Source organism: Gramella sp. MT6 (assembly GCF_019357415.1).
In the GTDB taxonomy this organism is placed as follows: Bacteria; Bacteroidota; Bacteroidia; order Flavobacteriales; family Flavobacteriaceae; genus Christiangramia.
This window is the reverse complement of record NZ_CP048410.1, coordinates 813,426-829,971: the sequence shown is the minus strand read 5'-3', so window position 1 is coordinate 829,971 and position 16,546 is coordinate 813,426. Positions and strand designations below refer to the sequence as shown.

15 protein-coding genes are annotated in these 16,546 nt (G+C 39.8%); 3 read left to right on the top strand and 12 right to left on the bottom strand.

Going from position 1 to position 16,546, the window contains the following annotated elements; all coding sequences use genetic code 11:
- The first annotated feature begins 165 nt into the window (after positions 1-165).
- The gene (katG, locus tag G3I01_RS03830) at positions 166-2,421 is read left to right on the top strand and encodes a catalase/peroxidase HPI (RefSeq protein ID WP_219551221.1); all 2,256 of its coding nucleotides are present in this window, start codon (positions 166-168) and stop codon (positions 2,419-2,421) included.
- A 76-nt stretch (positions 2,422-2,497) separates the two neighbouring features.
- Here katG and G3I01_RS03825 read toward each other — a convergent pair whose 3' ends face one another.
- The 8 genes from G3I01_RS03825 to G3I01_RS03790 form a co-directional block, all read right to left on the bottom strand.
- On the bottom strand, positions 2,498-4,375 hold the full coding sequence (locus G3I01_RS03825; RefSeq protein ID WP_219551219.1) for a prolipoprotein diacylglyceryl transferase family protein: 1,878 nt from the start codon (positions 4,373-4,375) through the stop codon (positions 2,498-2,500).
- A complete protein-coding gene (locus G3I01_RS03820) occupies positions 4,372-5,133 on the bottom strand; it encodes a hypothetical protein (RefSeq protein ID WP_219551217.1) in 762 nt (253 codons plus the stop codon). Before G3I01_RS03820 ends, G3I01_RS03825 begins: the two co-directional genes overlap by 4 nt.
- Positions 5,130-5,729, bottom strand: a complete 600-nt coding sequence (locus tag G3I01_RS03815; protein WP_219551215.1) for an ABC transporter ATP-binding protein — start codon at positions 5,727-5,729, stop codon at positions 5,130-5,132. Before G3I01_RS03815 ends, G3I01_RS03820 begins: the two co-directional genes overlap by 4 nt.
- Positions 5,726-6,541: a hypothetical protein gene (locus G3I01_RS03810; RefSeq protein ID WP_219551213.1), complete on the bottom strand. Its 816-nt coding sequence runs from the start codon at positions 6,539-6,541 to the stop codon at positions 5,726-5,728. Before G3I01_RS03810 ends, G3I01_RS03815 begins: the two co-directional genes overlap by 4 nt.
- Complete coding sequence (locus tag G3I01_RS03805) at positions 6,513-7,406, bottom strand: class 1 isoprenoid biosynthesis enzyme (protein ID WP_219551211.1); 894 nt, start codon at positions 7,404-7,406, stop codon at positions 6,513-6,515. The genes G3I01_RS03810 and G3I01_RS03805 overlap by 29 nt, the downstream gene beginning before the upstream one ends.
- A 326-nt stretch (positions 7,407-7,732) precedes the next feature.
- Positions 7,733-7,951, bottom strand: coding sequence for a DUF2892 domain-containing protein (locus G3I01_RS03800; RefSeq protein ID WP_219551209.1), 219 nt, complete (start codon positions 7,949-7,951; stop codon positions 7,733-7,735).
- A 119-nt stretch (positions 7,952-8,070) separates the two neighbouring features.
- Positions 8,071-8,988 (bottom strand): proline iminopeptidase-family hydrolase, encoded by a 918-nt coding sequence (locus G3I01_RS03795; RefSeq protein WP_257710725.1) that lies wholly within the window; start codon positions 8,986-8,988, stop codon positions 8,071-8,073.
- Positions 8,989-9,061: 73 nt separating this feature from the next.
- Positions 9,062-10,291: an MFS transporter gene (locus tag G3I01_RS03790; RefSeq protein ID WP_219551205.1), complete on the bottom strand. Its 1,230-nt coding sequence runs from the start codon at positions 10,289-10,291 to the stop codon at positions 9,062-9,064.
- A 246-nt stretch (positions 10,292-10,537) separates the two neighbouring features.
- On the opposite strand from G3I01_RS03790, the gene G3I01_RS03785 reads away from it, so the two are divergent.
- The gene (locus G3I01_RS03785) at positions 10,538-10,918 is read left to right on the top strand and encodes a hypothetical protein (protein ID WP_219551203.1); all 381 of its coding nucleotides are present in this window, start codon (positions 10,538-10,540) and stop codon (positions 10,916-10,918) included.
- Positions 10,919-11,005: 87 nt separating this feature from the next.
- Here the strand turns inward: G3I01_RS03785 and G3I01_RS03780 are convergent, their stop codons facing one another.
- The 3 genes from G3I01_RS03780 to G3I01_RS03770 form a co-directional block, all read right to left on the bottom strand.
- Complete coding sequence (locus tag G3I01_RS03780) at positions 11,006-11,917, bottom strand: hypothetical protein (RefSeq protein ID WP_219551201.1); 912 nt, start codon at positions 11,915-11,917, stop codon at positions 11,006-11,008.
- 179 nt (positions 11,918-12,096) lie between these two features.
- On the bottom strand, positions 12,097-12,297 hold the full coding sequence (locus tag G3I01_RS03775; protein WP_219551199.1) for a DUF4177 domain-containing protein: 201 nt from the start codon (positions 12,295-12,297) through the stop codon (positions 12,097-12,099).
- A gap of 126 nt (positions 12,298-12,423) precedes the next feature.
- The gene (locus tag G3I01_RS03770; RefSeq protein ID WP_219551197.1) at positions 12,424-13,533 is read right to left on the bottom strand and encodes an AbiH family protein; all 1,110 of its coding nucleotides are present in this window, start codon (positions 13,531-13,533) and stop codon (positions 12,424-12,426) included.
- A 411-nt stretch (positions 13,534-13,944) separates the two neighbouring features.
- Here G3I01_RS03770 and G3I01_RS03765 point away from each other — a divergent pair, with 411 nt between their 5' ends.
- Entirely contained in the window at positions 13,945-14,880 is a 936-nt protein-coding gene (locus G3I01_RS03765) for a ribose-phosphate pyrophosphokinase (RefSeq protein ID WP_219551195.1), read from the top strand.
- 36 nt (positions 14,881-14,916) lie between these two features.
- Here the strand turns inward: G3I01_RS03765 and G3I01_RS03760 are convergent, their stop codons facing one another.
- Positions 14,917-16,539 carry a Ppx/GppA phosphatase family protein gene (locus tag G3I01_RS03760; protein WP_219551193.1) on the bottom strand — a complete coding sequence of 541 codons (1,623 nt, stop codon included), beginning with the start codon at positions 16,537-16,539 and terminating at the stop codon, positions 14,917-14,919.
- Between the last annotated feature and the right edge of the window lie 7 nt (positions 16,540-16,546).

The following is a 16,546-nucleotide window of genomic DNA, read 5'->3' as shown; positions in this document are numbered from 1 at the left end:
GAGTATTTTGACTGAGCTCTTTTATTCAAGTTTTCAAATAACTTTTCCGTATAAGAGTACAATAAGTTTTGACTAAGCTCTATAGTTTTTAACTATGTGAAATTAAAAGTTATAAGAAAAAATTATTTTAAATTTATATCATTAACTAATAAAACTTACCGTACAATGTCAAGTAGCAATTCAAATAATCCAGATAACCACAAAGTCTGGCAGGTAAATGAATCAAGTAAATGCCCTTTTATGGGAGGAGCATTAAAGAATACTGCCGGCGCGGGAACTTCAAACCGCGATTGGTGGCCAAATCAGCTTAACCTTAGAATCCTTCGTCAACATTCTTCACTAAGTGATCCAATGGATCCGGATTTTAATTATGCTGAAGAGTTTAAAAAACTGGACCTAAAAGAAGTTAAACAGGATCTTTTTGACCTAATGAAAGATTCTCAGGATTGGTGGCCTGCAGATTATGGTCATTACGGACCATTCTTTATAAGAATGGCCTGGCACAGCGCAGGTACGTATAGAATAGGTGATGGCCGTGGAGGTGCTGGATCTGGAAGTCAGCGTTTCGCGCCGCTTAACAGTTGGCCAGATAACGCCAACCTGGATAAGGCACGTTTATTATTATGGCCAGTCAAAAAGAAATATGGCAAAAAGATCTCCTGGGCAGACCTTATGATCCTTGCCGGGAACTGCGCTCTGGAATCTATGGGGCTTGAAACCTTTGGTTTTGCAGGCGGCCGTGAAGATATCTGGGAGCCTGAAGAAGATATTTACTGGGGTTCCGAAGGTGAATGGTTAGGAAATAAAGAACGTTATTCCGGAGATCATGAACTGGAAAATCCGCTGGGTGCTACCCATATGGGATTGATCTATGTGAATCCGGAAGGACCAAATGGAAATCCAGATCCTGTAGCTGCAGCTCGTGATATTCGTGAAACATTCGGAAGAATGGCCATGAACGATTATGAGACCGTTGCATTAATTGCAGGTGGACATACTTTTGGAAAGACCCATGGAGCTGCCGATGCTGAAGAATATGTAGGTCATGAACCTGCCGGTTCAAGTATTGAAGAAATGGGACTTGGCTGGAAGAATAAATTCGAAAGCGGAATGGGTGAACATACCATTACCAGTGGTATTGAAGGTGCCTGGACCGATTCTCCAACACAATGGAGCAACAAATTTTTTGATAACCTGTTCAAATATGAATGGGAATGCATTAAAGGGCCAGGTGGTGCTTACCAATGGCAACCTAAAGATGGAGCCGGTGCCGGAACTGTACCTGATGCGCATAACCCTTCGAAAACGCATGCTCCGTTTATGCTAACCACAGATCTTTCTTTGAGAATGGATCCTGATTACGAAAAAATATCAAGACATTTTTATGAGAATCCAGATGAATTTGCAGATGCTTTTGCCCGTGCCTGGTATAAGCTTACGCACCGTGATATGGGGCCAATTTCAAGATATCTTGGACCAGAGGTTCCAGATGAAGAATTGATCTGGCAGGATCCAATCCCGGCGGTAGATCATGAATTGATCGAATCAAATGATATCTCTACCTTAAAAGGTAAGATCCTGGATTCCGGATTATCAATTTCAGAGCTCGTAACTACGGCCTGGGCTTCGGCTTCAACTTTCCGAGGTTCAGATAAAAGAGGAGGAGCCAATGGAGCAAGACTTCGTTTGGCGCCACAAAGAAACTGGGAAGTGAATAATCCTTCTCAATTGAAAAAGGTGATAGAGACCTACGAAAAGCTTCAGGATGATTTTAATAGTGCCCAGTCTGGAAACAAAAAAGTTTCCCTGGCAGATCTTATTGTACTGGGTGGTTGTGCCGGTATTGAAAGGGCCGCCAGGAAAGCCGGTCATGATATTACCGTGCCTTTCAAACCTGGTCGAGCAGATGCCACGCAGGAGCAAACAGATGTTGAAGCTTTTGAGCCTTTAGAGCCAAATGCAGATGGTTTCAGAAATTATTTCAGAAACCGTGATAATGTTTCGGCTTCTCCAGAGGAATTGTTGTTAGACCGTGCGCAACTGCTAACGCTAACTGCACCAGAGATGACCGTTCTTGTTGGAGGACTTCGTGTTCTGAATGCTAATTATGATGGTTCTAAGAAAGGTGTATTTACAGACCGCCCGGAAACTTTAACCAACGATTTCTTTGTGAATCTACTCGATATGATGACCACCTGGAAATCGACTTCAGAAGCTGAAACTGAATTTGAAGGAAGTGACCGAAGAACCGGAGATAATAAATGGACCGCAAGTCGTGTAGATCTAATCTTTGGATCGAACTCCGAATTAAGAGCTATATCTGAAGTTTATGGAACCAGCGATGCGCAGGAAAAATTGCTGAAAGATTTTGTAAAAGCCTGGGATAAGGTGATGAACCTGGACAGGTTTGACTTGAAATAAACTAAATTCTAATTTATAAATTGAAGAAGGTGGTCCTTATTGGACCACCTTTTTTAGTTTTATAAGGTTTAAGATCCTACACCAGTCTAGAAAATCGCGCATTGGAATTGGGAAAATCAACTCCCATGGCAAAAGTCGTGAACAGTCCGCCGCATACAGCCGATAAAACAGTTTCCCATCCAAAATTGGATGTTGTGATCACCGTATTTACAGGAATACAGGTCATCACAATTCCGATAGCAAATGATATTATAGCGGTCCATTGATATAACCGAAGACCTTTTATAATGGGCGTTTGAACTTCACCTCTATAAGCTTCCTCTACAAATCTGCCAATACTTGTGAGAATTAGATAAAGACCAAAAATAAAGGACATTGAGAAGCCATTATTCCAAAGGGATAGTAAAACTAATCCGACCAAAAACAGCCAAATCATCGAATAAAGCGGGGTGGGATGAAGAAGTTCACCTTTCATATGAGAGATACCACAAACTCTAGAGCGATTATGATAATATCTGATTCCAATGTCAGGATTATGAACCTGTTTTCCATGACAACAGCCGTTTACCAGGCAACGGAATCTGCCAATAGCCTGCACCCACGGCATAATCACAGAGATCACACCAATAAGCACCCAAACATTATATCCCATTAACCAGACTACCAGGCTGGCAAAAATAATTCCTACCAGTGCGCCATAATAGCCATAGGGCCTTTTAAGTTTTTCAGAACCTTCAATGACCTGTGCCCATAGTGCCGAAAAGATGATCACAACTACCGCGAAGATCAAGATTCCCCAGGCATAAAAATCTCCTACTAAAATTCCCGCGATCAGAATACCCAGGAAACTTCCGAAACCAACATAAAAACCGTGGTTTATGATCCTCACATTGCCAAATACCCATTCATTCCAGGAATTAGCTATTTCTTCAGCCATATTTTTTAATAAGACCCAGATCTCGAAATAATTATCGGCAAAAAGGAAAATGATCAAAGAGACGCTTAAGGTAAGCACCGCCGAAAACGTATAGCTTATTTGCAGAATGACCAGAATAAGAGCAATAAGGCCAAAGAGTATTCCTAAACCTTTTGATTGTTTGAAAATGGCTTTTAATGAAATTAGCAATAGGAAAACAGGCACCAGGTAAACAATAGAATTATAAGGAGCAACGTATACTGCTACTATTTCCGGATAGAGGAAAGCACCGAAAATATAAAAACTCAAACCTAGTAGTCCGGAAATTGTCCAATGCCGCAAAAGTCTTTTGGTTTTAAGAAGAAAAGGTGTGACCAGTAAAAAACCGATTCCTAAAAGAGGTAGATACTCATTTTGAGTAAAAGATGGCAATTTTAATTGCATTTCAAAGCTGGTAGGAATATCAAAATCAATGACCCTGGAAATTAAAAAATTACAAATAAGTAATGGGACTGTTACCAAAAACAGTGAGGCCAGGCGTTGCGTTATTCCTGGATTTTCTTTTGAGTTTTCCGGGAGTTCAAAAAATGTAGTGATAGTTTGATCTGGAAATCTTCTTTTAAGATCGATAGCTTCAAATCCCATTACAAGGGCTACCATACAAAGGATTGTGATTGGGGTTACCAGCCAGAGTCCGCTTGCTGAATTGGTTAAAATAAAGAACCCTGTCAATAGAATTCCAAAGCCCCAATAAATAGGATGGCGAAGAAACCGGTAAGCTTCTTTATTTACCAGTTTTTCGGGGGGATAGGCATTCATAGGGAGTCCTTTTCCGTAGACCTTGAGAGAGTACATTCCCCAGATCATGAGCAACCATCCACCAATAAAAAATGCCCACCCGGCATTTTCAGAACCAATGGCAGGAAAACTTATAAGCTCTTCAGTGTACTTTGCCCAAAGCCATAAAATAACGGGAATTATGACGAGAAAAGTAATGGCATACAGAAATTTACCTGTAAATGTTGTTAGTGTTTTCATTTTGTCCGCATTTTATAGAAGAAAACGAGCATGGAAATAATCAAAAAGATCACCCCATATAGGATCGCGTTCAGGCTTGCAGATACTGCAGAATAATTGGTAAACGCTTTAACAATTGATGCCTGGGAAGGAAAATATGCGGGAAGAAATTCAATGATTATCTGGTTTTGAGCACCAGCATAGAAAATAGGATTTTGCAACCAGCCTACATCGATGTTTACCAGCAATACTATCAAAAGAATAGCCTCAAGTTCGCCCTTTACCAGGCTTCCCACGGCGAGTCCGTAACTGCCATACACGAAGCCTATAAGTGCGAGGCTCAGGGTAAAACCAACCGGATGGTCAATATGGGTAAAAGCAATGGTTAATAGTCCGATATAAATTGATATAAGAAGGATTGTCAATAGAAGCACGAGTAAAATAGAGGTAAGTAATTCAAGAGGATGATAACCGCAAAGGACCAGTCTTTTGTTGGCATTGTGATTTTTCTGAATAAGATTAAGAGCCAGGAATGAGACCAGAAACCCGGCCGATGCCACCGAGAAGAAAATAAAAGAAATACTCTTCTCGGGCATATTTATGAATACCTGATCACCTACTGAGGCGAGCTGGAAATGAATGACTCTTTCAGCAGAAGTAAATTCTACGATAGACAGAAAAACCGTGGGAATAATCAGGATCAGGATGATAACGATCTTTCTCCGAAGAAGCATCTTCAAGATCATAGATAAACTGGTATGGATGCGGTTGATTTTCATCTCAGGATTCCATTTTCAAGTTTATATATCCGGTCAAATTTTTTCTTTTCACTTATTAGATGTGATACCACCAAAACGGCACATCCTTTCTCCTTAAGACTTTTGGTGTAATCCCAGAACTTAAGATAAGTATCCCAATCAAAGCCGTTATAAGGTTCATCCAGGATCAGGAGTTCTGGCTCATGGAGCAGGGCAATGGATAGATTGAGTTTTTGCCGGGTACCCCCGCTTAATTTGCTAATCCTTGTCTTGTAATACTTACGGTAGTTGAAATGTTCAAGAAGTACTTCCACTCTCTCATTTAAAACTTCCGGTTCAATATAATATGCTGCAGAGAAGTATCTGAAATGTTCCTGCACAGTGATTTCAGGAAAGAGTATAGGTTCCTGTGGGCAATAACCTGTTTTACCATTCTTCTGAACCTTTCCCCTGTTGCCACTAATATCTCCCGCGATAATTCGCATTAAGGTAGATTTGCCTGAACCGTTCTCACCTACAATTCCGGTTAGAGTTCCCTCTTCCAATTGAAAAGAAACATCCTTTAGCACTGGCTTTTTAGCATAGGATTTAGATATGTTCTCTAATTTCAGGATCATAGCGACTCAGGGTTAAAATTCACCCATTCATGAATGGCCATACCATTTTCGATCCCAGAACTGCCTTTCTGAAATTCTCCCTTGCTAAGCCATTTGTGATTGTCGGCCATTAGAAACTTTACTGGCATTATCTTATTAAAACCAGGTAGGAATTTCAGCAGTATTTGCACTACCTGATATATCTTTTTTTCAGATTCTAAAACTATTTTGCGATCCAGTATTAATTGAAAATTCTCTTCTCTTGATAAAATTCGGTCATTTTCTATGATCCCATCAGGGATACTTTCACCATTAAGCCATAACCACTGTTTTTTATCTTTCTCTTTTAACTCAATCCAAACCAGGGTGTTATTTGAAGAGTGGAATCTTCCCCAGCGCAAGTGGTTCATCGGGATATTCCAGGGAAGCGCGGTGAGAACAAGTTGCTCGGCATATCCGCTGCCTTCAAGCAAGCTGCCTTTTATTTTAAGTTTTACCCTTGAGGCAGGCTGATAGCACTTCCAATCCAGATATCCGTTTTCAGAATCATAAATTCTGTTTTCTATAGATTTGGCGGTAGCTTCCCAACTGCCTGAGACCTCCAGTTTATTATCCTTCCATGTGATGATGCCATCCTTTTTCAAAGGAAGTTGAGACTTCCGAAAATGTGTGCTCAGCTTTACATCTTCTCCGGGGACCTTATGAATTAAACTGGTGTAATTTGCCGTGAACCCATGCCATGTTAATTTTGCCGAATAGCCTATTAAAGCCTCTCCATTATCTCCTACAAAATCCAGATACCATTTATTCAGATGAATATTCGATTTTTTCATGATCTATGGATTCTAATTGAGTTTCTGAGATAAACTTCTGGAACACCTTTCTGGCCGGAAGTTCATAAACCAGTAGAAAAGTATATTTCTCGATAAGGGAGAAATTGCCTTCGGGTAATAATTCACGGTGTTTTTGAAGAAGTTTCATGCCTTCCCGGGCATGTTTATAGAGCCATTCCTGGATCTTTGGCGATGAAGCATCCCTAAGATCCGTCTTCTCAATACCCAGCTCTTCACAGTCCTCCTGTGGAATATTCACATAACCCGCAGCAAGATCGGCCTCGATATCTTCCATATCATATTGATATCTGCAGGCTGTACCTAAGGGTTCCAGCAGAAGATATTTATCAGGGTCATCATTGAAGACCTTTAAGGTAGCCCGTATGGTTCCCCTTATATCCAATACATGAAAGTGATGCTCTAATTCGCTTCTGGAAAAAACTGTCAATTTTCCTCTTCTCTTCGCGTCAAATAAAAGTGAATTAAGAATGTCTGCAGTTTCTTCCTGAAAATTTTCATTGAACCTCGCTGCGATCTCAAAACAATAAAGCAACATATGATCTGCCTCATCTTGCGGATTCACAGGGTTTAGGGAAAATTTTATTTTATCAGAAATGTAGGCACTCTCACTTTGGTAACCTTCAGGTAAGGAAATATCGCCATCTACGATATCATCAAGGTAGCGCATCAAAACATAATAGTACTCCAGGAAGCTGCCTCTTGTTGGGGCAAAAGCAGCATATTTAAAAAGACGAAGGTATCGTAAAAAACTACGGTATTTCCAGCCCCTTGTCTCCAGCATTTGCTGGAACACGCGCTTGCGCATTCGTCTTAGATCTTTCACATCCCTAACTTGTAATGCCATTTATTAAAGATTTAATTGGTAGATCAATATGAACAGATTCCTCCAAATTTTCTTCAGCCGCATGCACATAGCAATTTGCTCAAATAGGGATGCAAATTGTGTAGGTCTATTTCCTGTGAATCAATAGTTAAGTTAATTATTTTTTCTGAAATTTTCCGGCTTCAAATTTTCAAGTATTCTTTTGAAAACTTTCAGTGCCTTTACAGTAGAGATAATGGGGCGCTTGAAGAAAAAATTTGAATCTTTCCTCCCTGACTATATCATTTGTTCTCCCTGGAATTTTCGAATTTTCCGTAAAAGTTCTTTCCAGCGAGATAACTTATAGTTTATAATGCCGCCTTATCCTTGCCTTTATTGGTGTGGATATCGAAAGGGCTATATAGCGGACAAAAACTCATCATACTGGTTAGTACCAGGATGCCGGCCAGTACCAGAAATATAATCCCCAAGGTGCCTTCAACCATGCCATTGGCGTAAATGATAAGTAAGGCAACTGCAATTAATAACCTGATAATCTTATCGGTTTTTCCCATGTTCTTTTTCATGACCATAGATTTAAATTGAACTTAAGTTTAAATTTCAGGTTTTATGATGGAAAAAAACGTGATATATATCAGTAACAGAAGTAATAACCGATCATGCAGGATACGGCTATTTATCAGTTCTACTCCTGATCGGTATTCTCAAGGAATTCTTCTATTGCTTCAAGCGCTTCTTCCGGATTATCATTTAGGGTAGCATGGCCGGAATTGCTGATCTCCTTATAACCGGAATTTGGAACCAGACTTTGATAATATTTTACCGTTTCAGGTCTTGCTTCATCATATTCGCCGGTTATAAATAGCACGGGAACTTCAACTTCTTGAAGCTTATCGATCCTGTCATAATTCAAAAGCGTTCCGGTAGCAGTGAATTCGCTGGGTCCCCACATGTATTCATAGACATTGGTGCCAAAATAATTTGAAGCTGTATCGGCGACTTCCGGAGATCTTTCTTTCCTTCTTAAAAATTTACCGTAAAACAGGTCCACGGCATCTTTATATTCCTGGTTGCTGAAGGTCTTATTCTTTTCGTTGGTCCTAATAATTTTCTGAATAGAATCTGGCAGGGTCTTTACCAGTTCATTGGCATCCTTTATCCAGCGTTTGGTGCTGAAATACGGACTACTGAAAATGATGCCTTTTACATGTTCAGGATATTGTAAATAGTATTCCAGGCTTAAGGCCGTTCCCCAGGATTGTCCGTAAAGGTATAATTTCTCAAGGTCAAGGGCCTTTCTAACCTGCTCCACCTCTTCAATATATCTTTCCACGGTCATAAGAGTAGTATCGGTGATCCTGTCTGATCTTCCGCTGCCTAACTGATCATAAAAAATAACCGGCCTCTTACCGCTTATTTCCATTAAAGGTTCCTGGCCGTAACTCGAAGAACCGGGGCCACCATGAAGAATTAGGAGCGGGGTCTTATCTGAATCTCCATTAATGCGATACCACACCTTGCCGCCGTTTACCTCGATGAGACCTTCAGAAGGGATTTCTTCCTTTTCCTGGCAGGAGGAGAACGTCACTATGAGTATTAACATGCCTATGATGCTCGAAAAATTAATAAATACTGACCTCGTTTTCATGTTATTATCCTTCTTTAATATGACGAAATTAATTTAAAGATTGCTTTGTTCTTCTTAGTGATGGCATTCTGAACTGAATGACCATGGCAGATAGGATCGTTATGACCCCAATGGTGAGGACCGAATATTCGATACCGAAAATATCTGCGATAACTCCAGATAAGATCGCGCCAATGGCATAACCCAGATCACGCCATAATCTGAAAACCCCAATACTTTCAGCTCTTTGTCTCGGTGGGGTAGCATCGGCAATGGCCGATAAAAATGTTGGATATACCAGGGCGGTACCAAGGCCCAGAAAGGTTGAGATCGTAGCTAATTGATAGAATTCGGTAAAATAGGGAATGAGCAAAATGGCGATCCCCTGTAAGAGCATCCCAATGAACAACAGTGCTTTTTTAGAATAGATATCGGCCATTTTCCCGGTAAATAATTGACCAATTCCCCAAACCGCAGGATAGATCGCGGCAATGATGCCTATATTCTTTGCATCATAATTAAAAGACAGCAGGAGTATTGGCAACAGTCCCCAGATCATCCCGTCATTAAGGTTGTTAACCAGTCCTGCCTGGGTGATCGAGCTCAGGGTTTTATTCTTAAAGGTGGTTTCAGCAAAAACGTTTCCAAGTTCCACCGTTTTTACGTTATCCTGTTCCTTGTGTACAAAGATCCGGGTGTCCCTAACTAAAAATATAGATAACAAAAGACCAATGATAGAAATTGCGATCCCCAGGTAAAATGGATAGGGAGTAACGCCATAATTCTGAGCAATGAAACCGGTTAATAAAGCCACCATTCCCACGGCGAAATAACCGGCAAACTCATTGATGCCCATCGCCATTCCGCGGTCTTTTTCTCCAACCAGGTCTATCTTCATTACTACGGTACTGCTCCAGGTCAAACCCTGGTTGATTCCCAGTAGAATGTTCGCGAATACCACCCAGTTCCAGGAGGGAGCATATATGAGGATAAAAGGTATGGGCAAGGCAAAGATCCAACCCAGGACCAGCAGGTTCTTTCTGCCTAAATTATTTGCGAGTTTTCCGGTAAAGTAATTCGTAACCGCTTTGGTGATCCCAAAAGCGACTATAAAAGAAAGGATCGCGGTGGTGGAAGCGATGCCGAATTCAGATTCTGCGAATTTTGGAAAGATGGTTCTTTCCAGGCCAACCATACCTCCCACAAAGGCGTTTACAATTACAAGGATGGTGAACTGTTGCCAGTTCTCTTTAAGGCCAAGTTTTATATTGTCAGTCATTTCGCATTTTTTGCCGGGGTGGGGAAGTTAATTATTTTCAGCAAAAGAAAGCCGGAAACCTTCATGGCATCTTTGTTTTACTTAGTAATTATGGGGAGTATTTTAAAAGTGAATTTAATTGACTGGATATGATGATTTTGAGCTAATTTAGGTATGGTTTACCTAAAGAAAAGAGATACAAAACTTATTACAAGCATTGTCTGGAAATCTTAAGCTAAAATGACCTTCAATTTTAAATTCCTTATCATGAAAAAATTCACGTACCTGATCATTTTGTCCCTTGTTCTTATTTCTACTGCTTCCTGTAGCAGTGATGATGATTCCGGGAGCGATGTTAATGATCCCGCTTTACTTGGTTCCTGGGGTTTATCGGCATCTGAAGATGGTGCCACGCTGGAATTAACCGTAACCTTTAATGCCAATCAAACCGGTAGAAGTATTATCACCACTACTTTTGATGGCGAAACCGAAACGGAAACGGAAAATTTTAGCTGGAGCACGAACGGGAATAAGCTTATGATAGAAAGCAGTGGAGAAGAAACCGAGGAGTTGACCTATTCCATTTCAGGCAACCGTCTTACGATTACAGATTCAGATGGTTTTGCTACGGTGCTCACCAGGATTTAGTTGAGGTGAAGTTTCCATGGTTCTTATAAGTTATTTTATGTATAAAGATGCCGGCAATTGTTGATTATCGGTTTTTGAAAACTGTGCCTATTCCTCTAAAACCCATTCCAGTAGATCTTCTTTGTCTACAATAGACCAGCTGTGAGGATGGCGTACACCATTGGACCTGTAACCTTTATTTTCTGAGGTTAAATATTCAACGTCTTTATAATCCTGGTCTTGTAGAAAGTCAGTTAATCTCTCTATATGAAAAGCATTCATTTGCTCATATTCCACGCCCATGTTTTTCTTCCACCATTCTTTATCTGGTTCTGAATAAAACCGAAGTTTGGTGTTTTTAAGCCCTTCTATGTTTTGATAGTTTTTTGTTTCGTAGGTGAATACCGAATAATCTTCGTAAGGCTTTATTTCTTCATCGGGATTTCCAAGTTGAGATTTGAAGTAATTGTGGATGAAAGTATTTTCTCCAACAGAAGCTTCTGAAAAATCTCTTTTTATATTTTCTTCTGTAATTCTATATAAAGCAGCAAGATCGATGGGGGAATCCACAACAAAAACTCCCGTTGGTTCTAAATTTAAATTAGAATTCTCTGTAAGATAGTTTCCTATAAGTAGCGCTATACTTCCTCCGCTGGATAATCCTCCAATAACAACTTTCTCATTAGGAAGGTTATTTGTTTCAAACAATACTTTTAGATCGTTTGCCAGGTCAGCTTTCTGAGATTCTTCCAGCCAAAGTTTTCTGTTGAAATTCATGTACACAACCGCGACTTCTTCTTCTAAGGCCATATCTGTTATCGGAAATTCGGTTTCAATCATTTCTCCGTTTTCTGGAAAACCACCAAATAAAATTAGAACAGCTTCAGTTTTATCTGGTTTATATAGATTATAGCTTTCTGTTGAGATCGGAGTAATTTCAGTTGGAGTTACTTGAGCAATTCCTAGGTTAATAGATAATAATACTAAAGTTAAAATGGCGCTTTTTAGCAGGCTTTTCATATAAAGATTGTTTACTATGGTTCGGATATCACCGGTTGGCGGAGTAAGGGACGCGGTCCCGACACTTCGGGAGTCGGCTTAGTAATGTTTTGTTGGTCAGGTTAATTGTTTTATTTCTAACTGTACCGGCTATTGGCTAAGATACGGTCTTAGCTATTGTTTTTTTATTTCATACTTTTCTATAGGTCTTTCTCAAAGTATAAATAGATATAGACAGCTAATCCAAAATTTGTGGCATCTGTAGAAGCTAAACGGTATCCATTTTTTGAATACTCGTCTAATTTCTCCTGAATTTCTTTTTTAGAGCTTTTCGTGATATGCTTTGTGTCGGTAGTGATTTTGCTATAATAAATTAATGTTTCTACTTTATATTCTTTCATGGTAATTGTATTTAATTAGTAGTTGACGGTTTCGGTTATCGAAGTTGGCAGCTTAGGGAAGGTGGAAATGTTGGCTTAGTAATGGTTTATGGATCAAGTTAATTACTTTCTTACTAACTGTGCCGCTTATTGGCGATGAACCGTTGTTTTGCTTAGTACTTTTGGTTGGGGCATTTCCTGAGATAAATCACGTGGGATTAGTTTCTTTCTTAGCATTCCTTTATCCTTAAAATGTCTAGATATTTCATATGTTTTATCGGTAAAGTCATCAAAATCTTCATTTAACTTGTAATAAAAAATTTTAATTGACTTACAATTTTCATGTTCAAAAATTTGGTTCAGCATTGTTCTATCTGAAACTCCGCAAGAATGTCCGAAAATTTGTACTTGAAAATCATCCGCCTCAATAAACCTAGTTAATAAATAATAATTTTTGGTTCTCAGGTATTCAAATGATTTGATGTGTTTAAATAAGTCATTATTCTTTTCATCCTCAAACTCTAAATATTTCTTGTCGAACTCATCTCCAAAACCAAAGATTGGTTTTCCGTGGATTTCGGATAAACTGCCATGAATATAATTAAAAGAAGAAGGAATTTGTTTTTTAACAATTCTAAAATAATCTTCAAATGTATTGGTATAGTTAAAATTTAGAAAGTAAATATTTTCTGGTAAAATGTCCTCTTCTAAATTGGTTGTTACAATCTCATGTTTATAAATTTTATCTGTAAAACATTTTACTAATGGTTTTTTATCAAAATTATTTGAAAAAGAACTTTCTTGTAATTTCAAGTAATCTACTAGCTTTAATTTTAAGTACTCTAATTGACTATTTAGTTTTTGAATAGCTTCTTGAAGATTAGAATTTTTGTAGGCGTTTTTCGTCGCTATCAACAAGTTGAAAAATTCTACTTCTAGATCTACCCACTTAAGGATTGAAGTTTTATTAAATACATTTCTTAGTAAAGGTGATTTAAAATCAAAATTGAAATTTGGAGATTTTATAAGTTGATCTGCTTTCTCATAAACATCTAATTTGGATACTAATTTTGGGATTTTATCAAAATAGTAATGACTTCCTTTCCAACTTATTTCTAAGAGTTCATCTTCATATACATTATCATTATAAAACGTATTAATAGCATTACAGAAATAGTCCGAAATAAAATCGTTAAAGCTGGTTTTAAGCCCGTGGGCTAAATCGAATCCATTCCCAATTAATATAAGTCTATTCATTCTAAAGTATTAAGCACAACTCCCTATGGCCTCTCAACACTATTCACTTTCAGTAGTTGATCCGGGGTAAAAGTAGCTTTCCGGCTAATTTAAACCTTTAAGTTTCTTATCACGGTTAAGACTGTAAAATCTTATTAACAAGAAATGCAGTAAAACTGCCGGTTTTCAACAAAATATAGAAGTTTCTGTTTTCAAATATTCAGGTGTCGCAGGTGGTTCGGGAGATCTTCTATGGGCAGGAGGTGAGCAGTAGCTAAAGAATATTGTTAGTAAGCAGGTGTTTTCAAGTTCAGAATTGCTTCGGCCCAAAAAATTAATTGAAATAGACCTGAATCGAAAAGCTTTTTTCCACCATTTAATTTTTAAATTTGCACGCAACATTAACAAAACACACTACAAACAACACACAACATGCCTGCAACAGAAGCTAAGATCTTTAATTGTACACAAAGTCGGGAACTTGCCGAGAAGATCGCCGAACATTATGGTTCCAAACTCGGGAACGTGATCACCTCTACCTATAGCGATGGGGAATTTCAGCCATCATTTGAAGAATCGGTGCGTGGATCTCGCGTTTTTATCATTGGTTCCACTCATCCCGGGGCAGATCACCTTATGGAAATGCTTCTAATGCTGGATGCTGCAAAAAGAGCTTCGGCAAGACATATTACCGCGGTGATGCCTTATTTTGGCTGGGCAAGACAGGATCGCAAAGACAAACCTCGTGTGCCAATCGCTGCGAAAATGATCGCCAGTATCCTTGAAACTGCCGGCGCTACAAGAATTATCACGATGGACCTGCATGCAGACCAGATCCAGGGATTCTTTGAAAAACCAGTGGATCACCTGTATGCGAGTACGGTATTCCTGCCTTACCTGAGAAAACTTGGTCTTGATAACCTAACGATCGCTTCGCCAGATATGGGTGGTTCTAAAAGAGCTTACGCCTATTCCAAGGCTTTAGAGAGCGACGTGGTGATCTGTTATAAGCAAAGAGCAAAAGCCAATGTGATCTCTCATATGGAATTGATTGGTGACGTTACAGGGAAGAACGTGGTGCTGGTAGATGATATGGTAGATACGGCAGGCACACTTACCAAAGCGGCAGATGTGATGATGGAACGTGGTGCTTTGAGCGTACGTGCCATCTGTACTCACCCTGTACTTTCAGGTGAAGCTTATGAGCGCATCGAGAGATCTAAACTTCAGGAATTGATCGTTACAGATTCTATTCCGTTAAGACAGGAAAGCAGAAAAATAAAAGTGGTAAGCTGTGCTGAACTTTTTGCCGATGTGATGCGAAGTGTTCAGGATAACGAGTCTATCAGCTCGAAATTTATCATGTAATTTCTGAACTAATTGCAAGTGGAGAATTGATAATTGTCAATTGACCACTTTATTCTCATTGCCGGTAGGAGACTGGGTACGCTCAAGATCGCTCATGTTCACAGCGTATATCTCCAGTTTTTTACCGGTCACTTTTTTAAATAATTTAGATTTTCTTTCGGCACCCCATACTTCGAGTTCGGGATCTCCCATGGTAGTCAGGTAAAGGTTCACTTTATCCTCCAGGTTGTCTATTTCCAGTTTCTGAACATTCTGGTAATGACTTCGGTCCAGTCCATCTGCCAACCTTAATAGAGCTGAAAGCCGTTTTACTTTTTTCCGAAGTGGTTTTTCCATCTTTTTATAGAATCCATGTCGCTTCTTAGGTCTGGAGCGGCGATGATACCTGGCCACATTGGCCATGATATTTATCTCATCTTCATTAAAACCCCGCAGGTCTGAATGCCTGATGATGTAAAGCGCATGTTTGTGGTGCTTCCTGTAGGAAATGTAATAGCCAATATCATGCATCCAGGTAGCATATTCCAGTAACTCCCTGTCTGATTCTTCCAGTTTTAACTCATCCCTGAACTCATCGAACAGCTGCAGCGCCATCCCGGCCACATGAGTGGAATGGGCTTCCAGCCAGTTACATTTTCTAAGTAACTCGTAAATGCTCCTTTTACGCGGATCGGGAAAGTTCTCTACCAGATCAAGGTGCGGTCTTTCCTTATTCAGGAAATCAAGGATCATCCCGTCACGCAGGGCCGCTTCAGATATCTTGATATGCTCGATATTGAATTTCTTGATGAGGTATTTTACCAGCACCATTCCCGGATTGATGATATCGATCCGTTTTTCATCCAGTTGGCTGATCTTCTTGCGCTCTTTGCGGGTGAGTTTTATAAAATCCTTGTAGAGATCTTCAAAGTCTGAAGCTCGAAATACCAGCTCGTTCAGGGTCATGTCTGCCGTAAGGGAAGTTCTGTTGGCTACCATGGCTCCAATATTTTCCATGGTCCCCGAAGACCCTATCATGGTGGTCACTTCATGTTCCTTGATCACATCTGAAATCTCTTTGAGTGTTTCTTTGTAATGTTTTTCGAGTGTTTTGATCTCTTCTTTAGTGATAGGATCGTTCTTTACATATTTAGCCGACATCCTGGCAACTCCTAGTTTCAGGCTATTGTGATACAGGAACTCCTCATTATTTCCCACGATGAACTCCACGCTACCGCCTCCAATATCCACCATAAGTACCATTTCCTTGTCCAGCGCGATACTGTGACGAATGGCGTAACCTATCAGTTCGGCTTCCATTTTTCCAGGGATCGCCCGGGCTTTGATACCAACTTCATCTATCATTCGCTGGGTAAAATCCCCGCCGTTCTTGGCTTCCCGTATCGCTGAAGTGGCAAAAGCGATGATCTCTTCCACCTGCTGGGAATCACAAAGCACCTTAATGTGCTGTAATGCATTCAGGCCACGTTGCATGGCATCCTCGCTAAGGTAATTGTCCATTCCTTTTTCGGCCAGGATCACCATTTCCTTGAGTTTATCTATGGTTCTGAAACTTCCATCGGGATAAATATCCACCAGCACCGCGTGGAAAGAATTGGTGCCAAGGTCTATGGCGGCTATACGTTTGGTGGGGGTTTCGTTGTCTTTTGAGTTTTCCATTTCAGAA

Coding starts and splice junctions, on each gene's coding strand:
- katG (WP_219551221.1), top strand. CDS start 166: ATGTCAAGTAGCAATTCAAATAATCCAGATAACCACAAAGTCTGGCAG.
- G3I01_RS03825 (WP_219551219.1), bottom strand. CDS start 4,375: ATGAAAACACTAACAACATTTACAGGTAAATTTCTGTATGCCATTACT.
- G3I01_RS03820 (WP_219551217.1), bottom strand. CDS start 5,133: ATGAAAATCAACCGCATCCATACCAGTTTATCTATGATCTTGAAGATG.
- G3I01_RS03815 (WP_219551215.1), bottom strand. CDS start 5,729: ATGATCCTGAAATTAGAGAACATATCTAAATCCTATGCTAAAAAGCCA.
- G3I01_RS03810 (WP_219551213.1), bottom strand. CDS start 6,541: ATGAAAAAATCGAATATTCATCTGAATAAATGGTATCTGGATTTTGTA.
- G3I01_RS03805 (WP_219551211.1), bottom strand. CDS start 7,406: ATGGCATTACAAGTTAGGGATGTGAAAGATCTAAGACGAATGCGCAAG.
- G3I01_RS03800 (WP_219551209.1), bottom strand. CDS start 7,951: ATGAAAAAGAACATGGGAAAAACCGATAAGATTATCAGGTTATTAATT.
- G3I01_RS03795 (WP_257710725.1), bottom strand. CDS start 8,988: ATGTTAATACTCATAGTGACGTTCTCCTCCTGCCAGGAAAAGGAAGAA.
- G3I01_RS03790 (WP_219551205.1), bottom strand. CDS start 10,291: ATGACTGACAATATAAAACTTGGCCTTAAAGAGAACTGGCAACAGTTC.
- G3I01_RS03785 (WP_219551203.1), top strand. CDS start 10,538: ATGAAAAAATTCACGTACCTGATCATTTTGTCCCTTGTTCTTATTTCT.
- G3I01_RS03780 (WP_219551201.1), bottom strand. CDS start 11,917: ATGAAAAGCCTGCTAAAAAGCGCCATTTTAACTTTAGTATTATTATCT.
- G3I01_RS03775 (WP_219551199.1), bottom strand. CDS start 12,297: ATGAAAGAATATAAAGTAGAAACATTAATTTATTATAGCAAAATCACT.
- G3I01_RS03770 (WP_219551197.1), bottom strand. CDS start 13,533: ATGAATAGACTTATATTAATTGGGAATGGATTCGATTTAGCCCACGGG.
- G3I01_RS03765 (WP_219551195.1), top strand. CDS start 13,945: ATGCCTGCAACAGAAGCTAAGATCTTTAATTGTACACAAAGTCGGGAA.
- G3I01_RS03760 (WP_219551193.1), bottom strand. CDS start 16,539: ATGGAAAACTCAAAAGACAACGAAACCCCCACCAAACGTATAGCCGCC.